13 protein-coding genes are annotated in these 18,082 nt (G+C 72.0%); 8 read left to right on the plus strand and 5 right to left on the minus strand.

Translation table 11 applies throughout. The features are described 5' to 3' along the window. Positions 1–371: 371 nt before the first annotated feature. Positions 372–1,520 (minus strand): epoxide hydrolase family protein, encoded by a 1,149-nt coding sequence (locus ACIA77_RS02900; RefSeq protein ID WP_395884045.1) that lies wholly within the window; start codon positions 1,518–1,520, stop codon positions 372–374. Positions 1,521–2,127: 607 nt separating this feature from the next. On the opposite strand from ACIA77_RS02900, the gene ACIA77_RS02905 reads away from it, so the two are divergent. The 5 genes from ACIA77_RS02905 to ACIA77_RS02925 all read left to right on the plus strand — a co-directional run bounded on the left by ACIA77_RS02905 (position 2,128) and on the right by ACIA77_RS02925 (position 8,971). Beyond that, a complete protein-coding gene (locus ACIA77_RS02905; protein ID WP_395884046.1) occupies positions 2,128–2,880 on the plus strand; it encodes a hypothetical protein in 753 nt (250 codons plus the stop codon). A 130-nt stretch (positions 2,881–3,010) separates the two neighbouring features. Beyond that, positions 3,011–4,582: a DNA polymerase Y family protein gene (locus ACIA77_RS02910; RefSeq protein WP_395884047.1), complete on the plus strand. Its 1,572-nt coding sequence runs from the start codon at positions 3,011–3,013 to the stop codon at positions 4,580–4,582. A 92-nt stretch (positions 4,583–4,674) separates the two neighbouring features. After that, positions 4,675–8,007 (plus strand): error-prone DNA polymerase, encoded by a 3,333-nt coding sequence (locus ACIA77_RS02915; protein ID WP_395884048.1) that lies wholly within the window; start codon positions 4,675–4,677, stop codon positions 8,005–8,007. Between the two features lie 47 nt (positions 8,008–8,054). Further along, complete coding sequence (locus ACIA77_RS02920; protein WP_395884049.1) at positions 8,055–8,660, plus strand: pentapeptide repeat-containing protein; 606 nt, start codon at positions 8,055–8,057, stop codon at positions 8,658–8,660. After that, the gene (locus ACIA77_RS02925; protein ID WP_395884050.1) at positions 8,657–8,971 is read left to right on the plus strand and encodes a hypothetical protein; all 315 of its coding nucleotides are present in this window, start codon (positions 8,657–8,659) and stop codon (positions 8,969–8,971) included. Before ACIA77_RS02920 ends, ACIA77_RS02925 begins: the two co-directional genes overlap by 4 nt. A gap of 15 nt (positions 8,972–8,986) precedes the next feature. On the opposite strand, the gene ACIA77_RS02930 is transcribed toward ACIA77_RS02925, so the two are convergent. Next, complete coding sequence (locus ACIA77_RS02930; protein WP_395884051.1) at positions 8,987–9,319, minus strand: hypothetical protein; 333 nt, start codon at positions 9,317–9,319, stop codon at positions 8,987–8,989. A 245-nt stretch (positions 9,320–9,564) separates the two neighbouring features. Here ACIA77_RS02930 and ACIA77_RS02935 point away from each other — a divergent pair, with 245 nt between their 5' ends. After that, positions 9,565–10,992, plus strand: coding sequence for a phenylacetate--CoA ligase family protein (locus ACIA77_RS02935; protein WP_395884052.1), 1,428 nt, complete (start codon positions 9,565–9,567; stop codon positions 10,990–10,992). A 42-nt stretch (positions 10,993–11,034) separates the two neighbouring features. Here the strand turns inward: ACIA77_RS02935 and ACIA77_RS02940 are convergent, their stop codons facing one another. Continuing rightward, positions 11,035–14,148, minus strand: coding sequence for a TNT domain-containing protein (locus ACIA77_RS02940; protein ID WP_395884053.1), 3,114 nt, complete (start codon positions 14,146–14,148; stop codon positions 11,035–11,037). A 266-nt stretch (positions 14,149–14,414) separates the two neighbouring features. On the opposite strand from ACIA77_RS02940, the gene ACIA77_RS02945 reads away from it, so the two are divergent. Then, positions 14,415–15,269 carry a bifunctional methylenetetrahydrofolate dehydrogenase/methenyltetrahydrofolate cyclohydrolase gene (locus tag ACIA77_RS02945; RefSeq protein WP_395884054.1) on the plus strand — a complete coding sequence of 285 codons (855 nt, stop codon included), beginning with the start codon at positions 14,415–14,417 and terminating at the stop codon, positions 15,267–15,269. Then, on the plus strand, positions 15,269–15,607 hold the full coding sequence (locus ACIA77_RS02950) for a DUF3017 domain-containing protein (protein ID WP_395884055.1): 339 nt from the start codon (positions 15,269–15,271) through the stop codon (positions 15,605–15,607). Before ACIA77_RS02945 ends, ACIA77_RS02950 begins: the two co-directional genes overlap by 1 nt. Before the next feature lie 743 nt (positions 15,608–16,350). Here ACIA77_RS02950 and ACIA77_RS02955 read toward each other — a convergent pair. Together ACIA77_RS02955 and ACIA77_RS02960 are read right to left on the minus strand one after the other, a co-directional pair. Beyond that, positions 16,351–17,535, minus strand: coding sequence for an MFS transporter (locus ACIA77_RS02955; protein WP_395884056.1), 1,185 nt, complete (start codon positions 17,533–17,535; stop codon positions 16,351–16,353). A 181-nt stretch (positions 17,536–17,716) separates the two neighbouring features. Then, positions 17,717–18,040 carry an ArsR/SmtB family transcription factor gene (locus tag ACIA77_RS02960; protein WP_395884057.1) on the minus strand — a complete coding sequence of 108 codons (324 nt, stop codon included), beginning with the start codon at positions 18,038–18,040 and terminating at the stop codon, positions 17,717–17,719. Positions 18,041–18,082: the final 42 nt, after the last annotated feature.

Genomic DNA, 18,082 nt, shown 5'->3' on the forward strand with positions numbered 1-18,082 from the left:
CGTACCGTGTGGAAGGCGGCCCGAACCGTTCACTGGAACGCGGGAGACCCGAACCGTGGTGGAAGGGCGACCCGAACCATTGCCTGAGCCCGGCGGCTCGAACCGCTGCTTTAACGGCGACCCGAACCATTACTTGAATGCGGCGGCCGAACCGCCGCTCTAACGGCGACCCGCACCGCTGCTACAACGCAGCCACTCTGACCGTCTATTATGGATAGTTATCTCCATCCTCGGACCAACAGTAGCCCGCGCTCCATCGCAATCCACCTGATCGCCCGCGACAAGCCCTGGCCCTCCCTGATCCGAGCAACCCAACCGCAGAACCCACCGCCTCCCAGCGCTCACCGCCCCGACCGGCACGACCGGTCCCCTCAGCCACGGAGAGGGCGAAAGAACTCGCGGATCTCGGTGACCAGCTCTTGCGGACGCTCCAGCGCAGCGAAGTGCCCACCGCGGTCGAAAGCGGTGAAACGGGTCAGGTTGTACGCGCGGCGCACCCACTCCTCAGGCGGGGTGAAGTTGTCGTGGGCGAAGGAGGCGAAGCCGGTCGGGGTGGCGACGTAGCCCGGGGTGTTCGCGCCCAGCATGCCCTCGGTGCGCATCGTCTCGTAGTACAGGCGCGCGGCGGTGGCGCTGGTGTTGGTGAGCCAGTGGAGCGTGATGTCGGTGAGCAGCTCGTCCTTGCTGAAGACGGATTCGACGTCACCACCGCAGTCACTCCACGCGCGGAACTTCTCCACGAACCAGGCGGCCAGCCCGGCGGGGGAGTCGGCCAGCGCGGCCGCGAGCGTGGCGGGGCGGGTCCCTTGGAGCTGTGCGTACGCGCCCTGTTCGGAGAAGAAGTCCTCGGCCTGCGCGCGGAACGCCTCTTCGGCGGGCGTGAGCGGCGTCGAGTCGAGCACGGGCGTGGCGCCCATCAGGTTGAGGTGGATGCCGGCGACGTGGCGCCCGTGGTCCCGCCCGAGGCGGCTGGTGATCTGCGCGCCGAAGTCGCCGCCCTGTGCGCCGTAGCGGTGGTGGCCGAGCACCTCGGTCATGAGCCGGTTGAACAGCGCCGCGATCGCCGTCGGGTTCATCCCGGGCGTGCCGGGGTGCGGCGTGAACCCGAAGCCGGGCAGGCTGGGCGCGACCACCTCGAACGCGTCGGCCGGGTCGCCGCCGTGCGCCGCGGGGTCCGTCAGGGGGCCGAGGATCTTGTGCACCTCCCAGAACGAACCCGGCCAGCCGTGCGAGAACAGCAACGGGAACGGACGCGGCCCCACCCCCTTCGCGTGTACGAAGTGGACGGTCGCGCCACCGACGTCGGCGAGGAACTGCGGCATCGCGTTGAGCCGCGCTTCGGCGGCGCGCCAGTCGAACTCGTCGCGCCAGTAGTCCACGAGCTGGGCGACGTACCCCGGCGGGGTGCCGTGGGTCCATTCGCTCCCGGATAACGCGGGCGCGAAGTGGGTTCGGGCCAGGCGGTCCTTCAGGTCGGTGAGCTGCTCGTCGCTGGTGGTGCTGCGGAACGGACGTACCACGTCCGCCTCCTTTCTCGATCTTGCCTCGAGCATGCGACGGCGGGGCCTCGATGGCTGGCAGGAAAACGGCATCAGTCTCGGTTTCGCGTGGGCGCCACTGATCGCCACCAGGCGTTACCGGATTCCGTGAGAGCCGCCGCCTCGCGCGTGCATGGCTCGACCGAGCGCCGGCACACCAGACCGCCACGACGATTCGGCTCGTGACTGCACGCTCGCCTGCGATGTGGTGGCGGCCGTGTCCTCGCCTGGTCACACACCTTCAGCCGCGCACCACGCGGCTGTTGTGCGACCCTGACCGGCCGGACGAAAACCCCCGCCCTCCCAAGGGGGGCGTCCCATCTCCATCCTACCGGCCACCCCCGACGAAACCGGTGATCAAGCCGCGCGGGGGCTGAGCTGTCCACAACTCGGCCGCCCTGTGGACAAGGCCGGGCCGCGGCTTGACAGGCCCGCCGGATCCGGGTGTACTTGACGGTGTCGAACAAGTGTTCGACGCAGGGGTATCGGAGCCGCCTTCCCCGCGGTGTGCCGGTGCTCGTCCCGTGGGGCTCTGGCCTGGGCCTGCGGCGGGGTGGGGCCGGCGTGTGCGCGGAGGGAGGTGCGTGCGGTGACGGCAGTGGTGGAGCCGGTGGCTCGGCTCGCTGCGTTGCCCGGCGTGAGCACGGCGAGCCGGGTGGCGGAGCGAGCCGAGCACGCCAGGACGACGGGAAGGGTGCTCCCGGTGTCCGCGGCGCTGGCCGGCCTGCTGCCCGACGCGGGGCTCCGGCGCGGGAGCACCGTGGCGGTCCACCGCTCGACGTCGCTGCTGCTCGCCCTGCTCGCCGAGGCCACCGCCGCCGGGTCGTGGGCGGCGGTGGTCGGCGTGCCCTCCCTGGGCATCGCCGCGGCGGAGGAACACGGGGTTGACGTGGCGCGGCTCGCGCTGGTGCCGCGGCCGGGCGCCGAGTACCCGGCCGTGGTCGCCGCCCTGCTCGACGGCGTCGACCTCGTGGTCACCGAACCCCGTTCCGTCCGTCCGCCCGTCGCCCGGCGGCTGTCAGCGCGGGCTCGTCACCGCGGGGCCGTCCTGCTCTCCCTCGGCCCGTGGCCCGCGGCCGATCTCGAACTCCACTGCACCCCCGGCCCCTGGGCGGGGTTCCTCGGCGCCGGCGCGGGGTTCCTGCGCGCCCGCGACGCCGAGGTCCGTGCCGGCGGCCGCGGTTCCGCCGCCCGCCCCCGGTCGGCCACCCTCGCCCTCCCCGGCCCCGGCGGCCGTGCCCTCCTCGCCGACCCGGCCCCGGTCCTCCTCCCCGTCCAGCGCCTCGACGGACTCGACGGACTCGACGAACTCGACCCACTCGACCAGGAGGTGGCGGGATGACCCCACCGCGCGCAGCACCGGGACAAAGCCGAAACCCCGCCTCGACCGAACCCCTCACCGTCCACATCAGACACTCCGGAGCGCTCTCATGACCATCGCCCCGGAAAGAACCACCACACTCCCCGCCAGGATGCTCGTCCTCTGGTGCCCCGACTGGCCCGCCGTCGCGGCGACGGCGGCGGCGGGTGCCGCCCTGACCCGGCCCGCCGCGGTGTTCCTCGCCAACCGCGTGGTCGCGTGCACGGCGGTGGCGCGCAGCCGCGGGGTGCGGCGCGGGATGCGGCGCCGCGAAGCCGAATCCCGCTGCCCCGAGCTGGCCGTGTTCGGCGTGGACGACGGGCGCGACGCGCGGCTGTTCGAGAACGTGGCGCGCGCGGTGGAAGAGCTGGTCGTCGGGCTGGAAGTGGTGCGGCCGGGGCTCATCGCGGTGCCCGTGGCGGGCGCGGCGGGCTACTTCGGTGGCGAGCACCCCCTCGCGGAGAAACTGGTGGACCAGGTGGCCGCGATCGCGGGCGTCGAGTGCCAGATCGGGGTGGCGGAAGGGCTGTTCGGTGCGACCGTCGCGGCGCGCCAAGGCGAGTTCGTGCCCGCGGGGGAGACCGCGGAGTTCCTCGCGCCACTGCCGATCACCGAGCTGGATCAGCCGGACGTCGAGCGCAAGGAACTCGTCGACCTGCTCACGCGCCTGGGCCTGCGGACGCTCGGGGCGTTCGCCGCGCTGTCGGAGCGCGACGTGATGTCCCGCTTCGCGCTCGACGGGGTGCTGGCCCACCGCCTGGCGCGCGGCCTGTCCGAACGCCCGCCGCTGCGGCGCACACCGCCGGCGGACCTCACGCTCACGGAGACGTTCGACCCGGTGCTCGAACGCGTCGACGTCGCGGCGTTCCTCGCCAAGAACCTCGGCGCGCGTTTCCACGCGAGCCTCGCCGCTCGCGGCCTCGCCTGCACCCGCCTCGGCATCTACGCCACGACCGAAGACGGCGAACAGCTCGGCCGCGTCTGGCGCTGCGCGGAACCCCTGACGCCCCAAGGCGTCGCCGACCGCGTGCGCTGGCAGTTCGAAGGCTGGCTGCGCGGCGACCGGCGCCTCAGCTCGGGCGTCGCGCGGTTGCGGCTGGAGCCCGAAGAAACCGTCGAGGGCAAGTCCCTGCAGCTGGGCCTCTGGCACGGCGGCAACCGCAGCGAGGACGACGAGCTCACCACCGAACGCGCCGCCCGCGCCTTCGTCCGCGTGCAAGGCCTGCTCGGGCCGGAGGGCGTCGTCACCCCGCTCCTCGACGGCGGCCGCGACCCCGCCGGCCGCGTGCGCCTGATCCCGTGGGGCGACCCGCGTGAACCCGTCTCGCCACCGGACGCCACCTGGCCCGGCCGGCTGCCCGCGCCGTCCCCGGCGACGGTGCTCGAACAACCCGTGCCGGTGCAGGTCGTCGACGAGCAGGGCGTGCCCGTCGGCATCACCAGCCGCAAGCAGCTCACCGCGCCGCCGTGCCGGCTGAGCGTCGCGGGCGGCCCGCCGCGGACGGTGCTCGACTGGGCCGGCCCGTGGCCCGTCGCGGCGAGCCGCCGCGCGGCCGCGCCCCAGCAGGCCCGGCTGCAGCTGCTGCTCGCCGCCACCGGACGCGACGACGCCGACGAAGCCGTGCTCGTCCTGTGCTCCGGCACCGAAACTCCCGTGTGGACAGTGGAAGGGATCTACGACTGATGGACGACGAGACCGAACTCGCCTGGGACGCCTGCGTGCGCCGCGAAACCCCGCTCATCCCGGCGCCCCGCAGCTCACCCGAAAACGATTAGATGGGCTGGAACAACCCGCCCGTCCCGTGGCACGACCTCGCGCGGGCCTTGTCCGGCGAAGCGCCGCCCGGCGACCACGGCGACAGCCCGGCGTGGGGCCGCAAACGCGACGTCTACCGCCGGCCCGCCGACGTGCCGCCGCCGCGCGCCGACGTCGAGTCCGGGCCGCGCGTGCCGTACGCGGAGCTGCACTGCCACTCCAACTTCAGCTTCCTCGACGGCGCCAGCCACCCCGAGGAGCTCGTCGAAGAGGCCGCGCGCCTCGGCCTCGACGCCATCGCGCTCACCGATCACGACGGCATGTACGGCGTCGTCCGCTTCGCCGAAGCCGCCAAAGAACTCGGTGTCGCCACGGTGTTCGGCACCGAGCTGAGCTTCGGCCTGTCCGGTCCGCAGAACGGTGTCGCCGACCCCGAAGGCGAGCACCTGCTGCTGCTCGCGCGCGGCGACCACGGCTACCGCGCGCTGTGCCGCGCCATCACCGCCGGCCAGCTGCGCGGCCACGACGGAGCCGCCGGCGAGCACGCCGAAAAGGGCCGACCCGTTTACGACCTGCGCGCCGTCGCCGAGGAAGTCACCGGCCAGTGCGCCGTGCTCACGGGCTGCCGCAAGGGCGCCGTGCGCTCGGTGCTGTTGCGCGACGGCCCGGCCGCCGCGGCCACGCAGCTGCGGAAGCTCGTGGAACTCTTCGGCCGCGACAACGTGTACGTCGAGCTCTTCGACCACGGCCAGCCCCTCGACACCACCCACAACGACCTGCTCGCCGAGCTGGCGAAAGACTTCGGCCTGCCCACCGTCGCCACCACCGCCGCGCACTACGCGCGTCCCGAACGCGGCCGCCTCGCCGACGCCGTCGCCGCCATCCGCGCGCGCCGCAGCATCGACGACCTCGAAGGCTGGCTCCCCGGCGACGGCGCCGCGTTCCTGCGCTCCGGCGCCGAAATGGCCGATCGCTTCCAGCGCTACCCGGGCGCGGTGCAGCGGTCGGCGCTGCTGGGCGTGGAGTGCTCGTTCAAGCTGGAGCTCCTCGCGCCCGAACTGCCGCCGTTCGACGTCCCCGAAAACCACACCGAGGCGACTTACCTGCGTGAGCTCACGAAGAAGGGCTTCGAGGAGCACTACGCCGGCAAGGAGGCCGAAGCCGCAGCGCGCGCACAGATCGAGCACGAGCTGAAGATCATCGAAGATCTCGGTTTCCCGGGGTACTTCCTCATCGTCTGGGACATCGTGCGCTTCTGCCGCGACCACGACATCCTCTGCCAGGGCCGCGGATCCGCCGCCAACTCCGCCGTCTGCTACGCGCTCGGCATCACCAAGGTCGACCCGGTGAAGTACAAGCTGCTCTTCGAACGCTTCCTGGCCCCCGACCGCGACGGTTACCCCGACATCGACCTCGACATCGAATCGGACCGGCGCGAGGAGGCGATCCAGTACGTCTTCGCCAAGCACGGCCGCCTCAACACCGCGCAGGTCGCCAACGTGATCACCTACCGCGCCCGTTCCGCGATCCGCGACGCCGCCCGCGCGCTCGGCTACTCACCCGGACAGCAGGACGCGTGGAGCAAGCAGATCGACCGCTGGGGCGCGTTGCGCAGCACCGAGAAGGACCACGACCACGACATCCCCGACGACGTCGTGCAGCTCGCGTTCGCGCTCGAAGACTTCCCGCGCCACCTGGGCATCCACTCCGGCGGCATGGTGATCTGCCAGGAACCCGTGAGCCAGGTCTGTCCCGTCGAATGGGCACGGATGGAAAACCGCAGCGTGGTGCAGTGGGAGAAGGAGGACTGCGCCGCGGCCGGGCTGGTGAAGTTCGACCTGCTGGGCCTCGGCATGCTCTCGGCGCTGCACTACATGCTCGACCTCGTCGAGGAGTACAAGGGCGAGCGCGTCGACCTCGCCGACCTGGACCTGGAAGACCAGAACATCTACGGGATGCTCTGCCGCGCCGACGCGATCGGCGTGTTCCAGGTCGAGAGCCGCGCGCAGCTGGCCACGCTGCCGCGGTTGCAGCCGCGCGAGTTCTACGACCTCGCCGTGGAGGTCGCGCTCATCCGGCCCGGCCCGATCCAGGGCGGGTCCGTGCACCCCTACATCCGGCGCAAGCAGAAGCGCGAGACGTGGGACTACGACCACCCGCTGCTGGAGAACGCGCTGTCCAAGACCGAGGGCGTGCCGCTGTTCCAGGAACAGATGATGCAGATCGCTCTCGACGTCGCCGATTTCACCGCCGCGGAGGCCGACCAGCTGCGGCACGCGATGGGGTCGAAGCGTTCGGAACGCAAGATGGAGCTGCTCCGGCACCGGTTCGTCGCCGGCGCCACGGCCAAGGGCGTCGACGCGGAGCTGGCGGAGAAGATCTTCGTGAAGCTCAAGGCGTTCGCCAACTTCGGCTTCCCCGAGAGCCACGCGCTGAGCTTCGCGCACCTGGTGTTCGCCAGCGCGTACTTCAAGTACTACCACCCGGACGCGTTCTGCGCGGGGCTGCTACGCGCGCAGCCGATGGGCTTCTATTCGCCGCAGTCGCTGGTCGCCGACGCGCGCCGGCACGGCGTCACGGTGCTCGGGCCCGACGTCAACCGCAGCCTGCCCCACGCGACGCTGGAACCGTTGCCGGACAGGGGAAAGCTGCACGCCGTGCGCACCGGGCTCGGCACCGTGCGGCTGATCGGCGACGAGCCGGCGACGAAGATCGTGGCCGAACGCGACGCAAACGGGCCGTACGCGAGCATGTCCGACCTCGCCCGTCGCGTGCGGCTCACCGCGCCGCAGCTGGAAGCCCTCGCCACGGCCGGCGCCTTCAGCGCGTTCGGCGGCGACCGGCGCCAGGCGCTGTGGTCCGCGGGCGCCGTCGCACACGACCGGCCGGAGAAGCTGCCGGGCACCGCTCCCGGCGTCGACGCCCCGACGCTGCCGGGCATGGACGCCCTCGACGTCGCCGCCGCGGACGTGTGGGCCACCGGCCTCTCGCCCGACAGCTACCCGACGGAGTTCGTGCGCGACCACCTCGATTCCCTGGGCGTCGTCCCGGCGTCCGGCCTGCTCGACCTCGCCAACGGCGCCCGCGTGCTCGTCGGGGGAGCCGTGACGCACCGCCAGCGCCCCGCGACGGCCGGCGGCGTCACGTTCATCAACCTCGAGGACGAAACGGGCATGGTCAACGTGATCTGCACGCTCGGGCTGTGGCAACGCTTCCACCGCGTGGCGCGCGCCAGCTCCGCCCTGCTCGTGCGCGGCGTGGTGGAGAAGGCGGACGGCGTGGCGAGCGTCCGCGCGGAGAAGCTGGAGACGATGCCCTTGCGCATCAAGGCGAAGTCCCGCGACTTCCGCTGACCGCCGCGGGTGATCGGCGCCGGTGACACGCTCGCTATGATGGGCCGATGAGCAGGCCCGTCGAGGAGATCGAGACCGGCGAGGACTACCGCGACGCCGTGCTTTCCGGGCAGTGGTGGGAAAAACGGAGCTTCTCCGGCTGCGACTTCACCGAAGCCGACCTGCGCGACCTGCGCACCCGCGGCTGCACGTTCGACAACTGCGACTTCACCAAGGTCGACCTCGCGGGCTCGCGCCACGACGCCTCGGCGTTCCGCTCGTGCACCTTCGACCGCGCCGTCCTCGCCGACAGCCGCTGGTCGGCGTGCTCGCTGCTCGGCTCGTCCTTTGTGGACTGCCGCTTTCGGGGGATCGCCCTCACGGACTGCGACCTGTCGCTCGCGTCCCTGGCCCGCGGCCGCCTGCGCAAGCTGCACCTCTCGGGCCTGCGCATGCGCGAGGTCAACCTCACCGAGGCCGACCTCGCCGACACCGACCTGCGCGACTCCGATCTCACGGGCGCCCGCCTCCTCGGCGCCAAACTCCCCGGCGCCGACCTCCGGGGCACCCGCCTCGACGCGAACGCCCTCGTGCAGGCCGACCTGCGCGGCGCCTACGTCGACGTCGAGACGGCGATCGGCTTCGCCGCCGCACACGGCCTCATCGTCAAGTGACCACCGCGCGGTTGTCGCCCGGTGCCTCCGGCGCGATCCGGCGGTTCGCGGGGTGGGTGGTCGCGCGCGGATCGGTCGGGCACCCGCTCCTGGACGGCATCGAGTACCGGCAGACGCCGGCCGATGAACCCACCGCGAGGGAGACCCTGTTCGCGATCTTCGCGAACGTCCTGGAACTCGGCGAAGACGGCGAGCCCCTCAACGAGCAGCACGCCGAACGCCGCGCGGCGACGTGGTTGTTCCGGTACTGCACCGGCCGGCTCCCGGAGGGCGAGCCGCCGCTGGCGGGCTGGGAAGCCGAGCTCTACTGAGCGGTTGCCTTCGAGTCAGTCTTCGTCGAAGGGCTGATCGCCCCACCGGAACCACGCTTCGTCCCCTTGGACGTGGAGGAGGAATTCGGGCACCGGGCCGCGTGGTGACACGAGGCTCATCGATGCCGTGATGCGTTCCCAGATCCGCTCCCAGGCGTCGTAGTTGTCTTCCAGGCCGGAATCCACCAAGGCGAGTTCCTCGTCGAACAGAGGCTTGACCTCGGCGAACGCGGGCTGCGGCTTGAACCTGCCGAAGTGCCAAGCCATGTCGGCGTTCTCGAGCACGATCTCGCCGAGGAGTTCGTCGCCTCGGACCAGTCGCCACACCGCTTTGTCGAGCGAACTCATTCCCTGGTCCACCTTCGCGATTGCCTGCTCACGGACGTAGACGGTCGCACACGCCCCTGACATTTCTGCCTCAATGAGTGCGGTGCCGGCTGCCGGACGCTGGTGACCAGCTCAGCACCAGCGTCCGGACGCGGCTGACCCGACGGCAGCACCCGCGCGGCTGTCGTGAACACCCGGTGAACCCGCACGAGGACGATCGGGCGGTCCTGGCCAGCGAGCCACTTCCGCCGAAAGGAAACCGGGGCATGATGGGCGGCGTGCAACCCGACGACGTGATCCGCGCGTACCAGGCGTTCTTCGCAGGCGAGCAGCGTGAGCTCGACATCGTGGGCTTCTTCCGCGACGTTGCCGCCACCGTGCCCGCGTACCGGAAGTTCCTCGCCGCGCACGGGATCGACCCCGCGAGCATCCGGAGCGAGGACGACTTCCGCCGGTTGCCGCTGACGTCGAAGGCGGCCTACCAGAGCCGGTACGCGCTGCCGGAGCTGTGCCGTGGCGGGCGGCTGGATGCGTGCGACATGATCGCGGTGTCGTCCGGTTCGTCGGGCAGCCCGACGATCTGGCCGCGGTCGCTGGCGGACGAGCTGCACATCGCCGAGCGGTTCGAGCAGGTCTTCCGCACGTTCGGCGCCGACGAGCGCAGCACGCTCGCCGTGGTGTGCTTCCCGCTGGGCACGTGGGTCGGCGGGCTGTTCACGACGGCGTGCGTGCGGCACCTGGCCGCCAAGGGGTTCCCGATCACCACGGTCGCGCCGGGCAACAACAAGGCCGAGATCCTGCGGGTGCTGCCGGAGCTGGCGCCGCACTTCGACCAGGTCGTGCTGCTCGGTTACCCGCCGTTCGTGAAGGACGTGGTCGACAGCGGCGACAGCTGGGCCGGTCTCGCGGTGAAGATGGTGTTCGCCGGCGAGGTGTTCAGCGAGGAGTGGCGCGACCTCGTCGCGGCGCGCGCGGGCGTCGCGGATCCCGTCAGCGACATGGTTTCCCTCTACGGCACGGCCGACGCGGGCGTGCTGGGCACGGAGACGCCGACGTCCGTGTCGATCCGCCGCTTCCTCGCCGCCCGGCCGGAGCTGGCTCGTGAGCTGTTCGGCGAGTCCCGCCTGCCGACACTCGTGCAGTACGACCCGGCCAGCCGCTTCTTCGAGGCGGACGGCGCCACCCTGCTGTTCTCCGGCGACAACGGCGTGCCGCTCGTCCGCTACCACATCGCCGACGAAGGCGGCGTCGTGTCGCACGCGGAGATGCTGGAGTTCTGCGCTGCCAACGGGTTCACGCCCGCCGCCGGTCCGGACCTGCCGTTCGTGTTCCTCTTCGGACGGTCGCTGTTCACCGTGTCCTACTTCGGCGTCAACATCTACCCGGAGAACGTCACCGTCGGCCTCGAACAGCCCGGCGTCAGCGACTGGGTCACGGGCAAGTTCGTGCTCGAGACCTACGAGGACACCGACCGCGACCGCCGGCTGCGCATCACGGTGGAGCTCGCGCCCGGCCGCGAAGGCGACGCCGGCGCGCTGGCCACCTCGATCCGCGACCAGCTGCTGCGCCTCAACAGCGAGTTCGCCCACTACGTCCCCGCGGAACGCCAGCTCCCCGAAGTCGTGCTGCGCCCGGCAGGCGACCCCGAGTACTTCCCGGTCGGTGTCAAACACCGCTACACGCGCGGCACGTGACAGGGGCGGGACCCGCAGGCCCCGCCCCTTGCCTTCCGAAGCTCAGTCGATCGGCGGTTCGCCGGGCTCGAGCTCGATCAGGTCACCCTCGGCCAGCAGTTCCTCGATCGACGCCGGCAGCAGGTACGCCGACCCGCCACCGGGCTGGTTGAACCACGGGATCGCGACACCGGCGAGCGTCTCCAGCGGACGCTGCACGCGGTACACGTGGTACGGCCGGTTGATCCACTCCGGCACCAGCGACCGCTCCTCGAACGGCGTGCCCGCCGCGTAGGTCAGGTTGCCGCTCGGGCCGCCGAAGCGGTCGAGCTCGCTGCCGGCCGGCAGTTCGCGCATCTCCTTGCCGCGGAACAACGTCAGCGGCGGCTCACCCGACAACGGCGAGATGGGCCACTGGTTGTTGCCGGAGCCGTTGGCGGCCGCGGCCGCGCGCGGCGCCCCGTTGGCGCGCACCGGCTCCTCACGCCGCGGCGGAGCCACCGGCGCACCCGGCCCACCGAGGCCGGGCCCACCCGGACCGCCAGGCCCTGCGGGTCCACCAGGACCGCCAGGACCACCGGGTCCGGCCGGTCCGCCCAGTGCAGCGGGACCACCCGGCAGGCCGGGCCCGCCGAGCGGCGGAACGGGCGGTGTGAGCTGAGTGGGCGGCGCGGCCGGCGGTTCGCGGCGCTGCGGCGGCTGCACGGGCGGGGCGACCTGCGTCGGCGGGGCCGGCGGCACGGGCGGAGCCGGCGGGGCCGGCCGCGCGGGCGGCTCGTCGTCGTCGGCGAAGAGCTCCTCGGCCGGGGTGAACGACGTCTGCTCCTGCGGCGGCACGTTCTCGCGCGGCCGGACCGGGAACGACCCCGTCGCGATCTCCGGCGACAGCGTCGCCACCACCGGCGGCTTCGGGGCGTCGGCCACGCGGTCCGGCGCCGGCGCGGGCGGCGGCTCCGGCTGCTCCTCGGCGGGCTCGTGGCCGTCGGGGTGCAGCAGGACCTTGCCGAGCATGAACGCGGCGGCGTCGTCGGCGTCGCCGAACACCGCCGGGTTGATCAGCTCGCCGTCGTACCAGCCGACGCGCCAGCCCTCGTCCACCTCTTCGACGGTCCAGCCGCGCTCGGTCGACGTGCCGAGCCGGTACGCGGCCGGCGGCACCTCCAGCTCGTCCAGCCGCGTCTGCAGCTTCGCGAGCACCGGGTCGGCGGGCAGCTCGCGGCGCGGCTGCTGTGGCGGCTGCTGTGGCGGCTGCTGCGTGGCCATCGCTGGCGGGGCCTGCGGCGGTTCGGGCGCCGGCGGCGGGGCCTGCGGCGGTTCCGGACGCGCGGCCCGGACGGAGATCGCGGACTCGGCCACCAGGGGCACCAGGCCCGGCAGACCCTCGTCCGGCGTGATCATCGTGGTCGGCGGGCCCGGGTCGAAGTCCGGTTCCTGGCCGGCGGGCGCACCGGTCTCGCGGTGGTCCTCGTCGGCGTAGTGCTCGTCGTCCTCGAACTGCCGGCCTTCGTAGCGGTTGGCCTGGTCCAACTGGCCGGCCTCGTCGAACTGGCCGGATTCGTCGTACTGACCGTCCTCGAAGTGCTGTTCGTCCTCGAAGTGGCCACCCTCGTCGTACTGCCGGCCGTCTTCGTACTGCCCGCCGTCGTCGAACCGCCGGCTGTCGAAGTGCGACTGGGTGTCTTCGTCGCGGTCGGCCGGCGCGTAGAGCGCGGTGTGCTGTTCGCCGCGCGGCGGGGTCGGCTCGTCGGGGGCCGCTTGCTCGTCGCCGTGCGTGAAGAGCACCGGCTCTTCCTCGTGCAGCTGCTGCCCGGCGGGGTCCGGACCGGCCGCGTCGACGGGTGCGTACAGCGCCGTCTGCTCGGCGTCTTCCTCCGGCGGCGCGGTGTTCGGCTCCACCGGCGCGTAGAGGGCCGTGTGCTGCTCTTCGCGCTGCTGCTGCGGCGGCGCGGTGTTCGGCTCGACCGGTGCGTACAGGGCGGTGCGCTCGGCCGACGGGGTCGAGCCCTGGCCGTTGGACGCCTGGTCGTGGGCCGGTTCGAAGCCCGCGTGCTGCTCGTCGTCGTAGCCGTCGTCGCCCGCGAAGCGGTCGTCGAACTCGTCGTCGTGGTACTGCTCGTCCGCACCCGGCTGGTCGCCGTGCGGGGCCGTGCTGTCGAAGCCCTGGTCGAACGGCGGCTTGGTCGGCTCGTCGTCGGCCTCGGCCGGCGGCGTGTGCACGGCGAGGGGCACGTCGATCGGTGCCGGCGGTTCGGGAGCCGGGGCCGGCGGTGCGGCGGGCGGCGCCGGGGGAGCGGCCTGCTGCTGCATCGGCGGCTGCTGAGGCGGCGGACCCGGCCGCTGCTGCGGCGGCTGCTGGCTGCCGCGCGTGAGGTAGGCGGCGGCGCCCTGCAGCGCCAGGTCGTCGACCTGCGGCAGCTGGAAGCCGTTGGCGCGGATGTGCTCCACGAGGTCCGGCTCGGGCGAAACGCCGTACTGGCGCATGTAGAAGTTCACGGCAGCGGGCCAGATCCACTGGCCGTCGCTGTGGAACGCGACGGGCACGGTCGCCTCGGGCGCCTGCGCGAGCCGGTCGATGTCGTAGCCGCGGTCCTGCACGACCACGGGCGCGTGGTCGAGGTATTCGAGCAGGCGGTCCTGCTCCGCGACGTCGAGGTCGGGCCGGTTGATCACGGGACGGCCCGCGGGACCGATCGTGTCGAAGATGCGCGCGATGCGGAAGTGCGGGCCGGGCTGCTCGGGGCCGAGGCCCGACAGCCGGCGGATCAGCCACTCCGGCACGTTCTCCTCGGTGCGGGGGAACATGCGCAGCTCGTCCTGGTACGCCTGCGGCGGCGGCGCGAGGCGCCACACGGGTTCCTCGCGGTTGTACTCCAGGTTGTAGCTGGACGGGTGATCGAGCTGGTAGCGCGCGTTGAACCAGGTGCCGCGCCCGTCGCGGTACATACCAGCGCGCAGCCGGCCGAACAGCGTCGCGATGTCGTGAGTGGCCACCCAGTCGTGGGCGGCGCCGTCTTCGGTGCGGATGTCGCCCGTCAGCTCGTGGTACCGGCCGACGGCCCGGTACTCCACCGTGACCTTGCGCCAGTCGCGCGGGGCTGCGCGCAGCAGAGCGAGCCCGATCTGCTTGACCAGTGTGTCCTGCTCGGTCGCGTTCAGCTGCGTCGTCGGTTGTGCCACGTGAACATTTTGACTGTTCGCGCGCGCGAACGCACCCCGCATGGGTCTTTTGCCACTCGCGTGCGGTCTGACCTCGGGCGACGCGGGATCTTCAAGATCACCGAGTCCGAGCGGGTTCCGGCGCCGGGGGTGACGAGGAGTCTACGTCGGGTGATCCCGCGCGCCGGGGCGCGACGCGCGGGCCGATCGGGTGGTCCACCGGGCACGCTGCGTGTGCGCCCCGGGCGCGATCCGGGGACGACCGGCTCTTTGCGAGAATGGTCACCGTGACGGCGAAGATTCTGGACGGCAAGGCCACGAAGGACGCCATTTTCGCGGAGCTGCGCCCGCGGGTGGCGGCGCTCGCCGAGCGGGGCGTCGTCCCCGGGCTGGGCACGGTGCTGGTCGGCGACGACCCGGGCTCGCACTCGTACGTGCGGATGAAGCACGCGGACAGCGCGAAGATCGGCGTCAACTCGATCCGCCGCGACCTGCCCGCGGACATCTCGCAGGAGAAGCTGGAGGCCGTCATCGACGACCTCAACGCCGACCCGGCGTGCCACGGCTACATCGTGCAGCTGCCCCTGCCGAAGCACCTCGACGCGAACCGCGTGCTCGAGCGCATCGACCCGGACAAGGACGCGGACGGCCTCGCGCCCACCAGCCTCGGCCGGCTCGTGCTCGGCCAGCGGGGGCCGCTGCCGTGCACGCCGTACGGGATCATCGAGCTGCTCAGGCGCCACGGCGTCGAGCTGAACGGCGCGCGCGTGACGGTGGTCGGCCGCGGCATCACCGTCGGCCGCACGATGGGCCTGCTGCTCACGCGGCGCAGCGAGAACTCGACCGTGACGCTCTGCCACACCGGCACCCGCGACCTCGCCGCCGAGGTCCGCCGCGCCGACATCGTGATCGCCGCCGCCGGCGTCCCCGGCATCATCAAGCCCGACATGGTGGCCCCCGGCGCGGCCGTCCTGGACGTCGGCGTCTCCCACGTCGACGGCAAACTCAGGGGCGACGTGGACCCCGGCGTGGCCGAGGTCGCGGGCTGGCTGTCCCCCAACCCGGGCGGCGTGGGCCCCATGACCCGCGCGATGCTCGTGTCCAACGTGGTCGAGGCCGCAGAACGCGCGGCCGCCGCCTGATGGCCATGACCGCCTCCCGCCACCGCGGCCCCACCGGTAGCGACGGGCCCCGCCCCTCCCGGCCGTGGATCGTGCACGTGCCGTTCGGGGTGGTGGTCCTGCTGTTGCTGGCCGCCGCCCTGCGCATCCTCCAGTACCACTGGCGCGAGGGCGCCGTGCTGGTCGGCGTGGCCCTCCTCGTGGGCGGCCTGCTGCGGGCCGTGCTGCCGGAGGACCGCGTGGGCCTGCTGGCGATCCGCGGGAAGATCGTCGATGTGGTCACGTACGCCGCCCTGTGCGCGGCGGTGTTCTACATCGCGTTGACGATCACGGGTGGGCCTTTCGACATGTCTTCGTGAGGTTTCGGACGGTGGAGTGGCCCCGTACCCGGGTGGCTGGGTACGGGGCTGCTGTCGTTTCCGGGTGCCGGGGCGGCCTGACTGGACCACTCGTGCCGGCTTGTTCGCGGAGCGAACGGTCCTTTCGCGCCGGCCTGGTCCGGGCGGTCCTTTCGCTCTCTTCCCCGGCGCGACTGGACCAGTCGTGTGACTGGTCCAGGGCGCGAACGGTCCCGTCGTGCCCCCGGGCCGGTCCGAGAGGTCCCCTCGCGCCCTCAGTGCGGCCAGACTCGACCTTTCGCGCCGCTGCCGGTGCGCGAGCGGTCCCTCCTCGCCCCCTGCGCGGTCCGAACGGTCCCATCGCGACGTCAACCGGGGGCGAACTCCCCTCAAGCGCCTTTCGGGGCGCCAGCGGTCCGATCGTGCCTCTGCTGATGCGTGACGAGGGGTCCATCGCGCGCCGGCAGGTGCGCGAGCGGTCCCTTCGCGCGGTTGAGCAGCGCGACGGGTCCACTCGCGCTGCGCCGTGAGGCCCGCGACCGGTCCCTTCGTGAATTCCGGATGCAGCGAGTGGACCGTTCGCACGCGGAGGCCATCGCGAGTGGACCGGTTCGCGCACGAAGCCGAGCGCGAACCGGTCCACTCGTGCCACCCCACGTCGGAAGCGAGCGGTCCCCGGACACCAGCGGCCCCGCACCCGAGAATCCGGGGTGCGGGGCCACTGCCGACTCACACCGAAAAGCCAGCCTCAAGAAACCCAAGCCCTACGAAGCCAACGCCAGCTCCCGCTGCTCGTCGGCCCGGGCGTCCCGCCGGTCGAGCGTTCCCGAGACCGCCGCGATGGACAGGCCGAGGACGGCGAGCGTGGCGCCCACCCAGTTGGGCGCGACGAGGCCCAGACCACCGGCGATCACCAGCCCGCCGAGGTACGCGCCGATCGAGTTGGCGATGTTGAAGGCCGACTGCACGGCCGCGGAAACCAGCGACGGGGTCCCGCCGGCCTTCTGCATGATGCGGGTCTGCATCATCGGGCCGATCATGAAGCCCGCGACGCCGACGAAGAAGATCGTGATCGCGGCGCCCACCTTGGAGTGCGCCGTCAGCGTGAAGATCGCCAGCACCACGGCCAGTGAAAGCATCGCGCCGTACAGCGAAGGCATCAGCGCCCGGTCGGCGAGCCGTCCGCCCAGGTAGTTGCCGACGGTCATGCCGACGCCCGCCAGCGACAGCAGCAGCGTCACGTCGGCGGGCGAGAAGCCGGCGACGTCGGTCAGCATCGGCGCGATGTAGGACAGGCACGCGAACACGCCGCCCAGCCCGAAGGTCACGATGGCCAGCGCCAGCCACACCTGCGGACGCCGGAACGCGCCCAGTTCACCGCGCAGCGAAGCCTCTGCCGGGCGGCCCTGGTGCGGCACCAGCTTGGCGATGGCACCGGCGGCCAGCAGCCCGATCACGGCCACCACCCCGAACGTCGCCCGCCAGCCGACCTGCTGGCCCAGGAGCGTGCCGAGCGGCACGCCGACGACGTTCGCCAGCGTGAGCCCCATGAACATCATCGACACCGCCTTCGCGCGGTCACCCGGCTTCACCAGGCTCGACGCGACCACCGCGCCGGCGCCGAAGAACGCGCCGTGCGGCAGGCCGGCCAGGAAGCGGAACGCGATGCCGAAACCCTGGTTCGGCGAGAGCGCGAACAGGCCGTTGCCCAGCGTGAACAGACCCATCATCGCGAGCAGCATCGTCTTGCGCGGCAGCCGCACGGCCACCGCGGTCAGCAGGGGCGCGCCGATGACGACGCCGAGCGCGTAGGCGGAGATGAAGTAGCCGGCGGTGGGGATGTCGATGTGGAAGTCCGCGGCGGCCTGGGGCAGCACACCCATCATCACGAACTCGGTGGTCCCGATGCCGAAGGCACCGATGGCGAGCGCGAGCAACGCGACGGGCACGGCTCTCCTTTCGTGAGAAATCGATTACTCAGCCCGGGCTGAGCCCGTTCTGAAGCGCTTTAGTAAACGGTCAAAAAACAAGACAGCGCCGACGTCGTCGTGCTGTCTCGCACCAGTTCAACCGAACGGGCGGGGTTTGTCATCCCGGTATCCGGGTGAGGCTGTTCACGTAACGCGACCGTCAGCGGCGCGCGGCGAGAACTCCGTCGAGCAGTCCGGGGAACAGGTCGTCGAGATCGTTGCGCCGCAACGAGTTGAACCGGGTCGTGCCTTCCTGCCGGCCGCTGATCACACCGGCCTGGCGCAGGATCCCGAGGTGGTGGGTGAGTGTGGATTTCGTCACCGGCACGTCGAGCCCGCCGCACGACACCTCGGTGTCCGCGGTGGCCAGCTGACGCACGATCGCCAGGCGCACCGGGTCCGCGAGCGCGCGCAGCACGCTCTCGACGGTGATCTCGTCGCGCTCGGGGTGGACGAGCGGGCTCAGGTGCGTGGTGGCGGGCATGCGTCCATAGTACGACGTTCCTCGAAATTGTCAGGGGACGCG

Source organism: Amycolatopsis sp. NPDC051903, assembly GCF_044452505.1.
In the GTDB taxonomy this organism is placed as follows: domain Bacteria; phylum Actinomycetota; class Actinomycetes; order Mycobacteriales; family Pseudonocardiaceae; genus Amycolatopsis.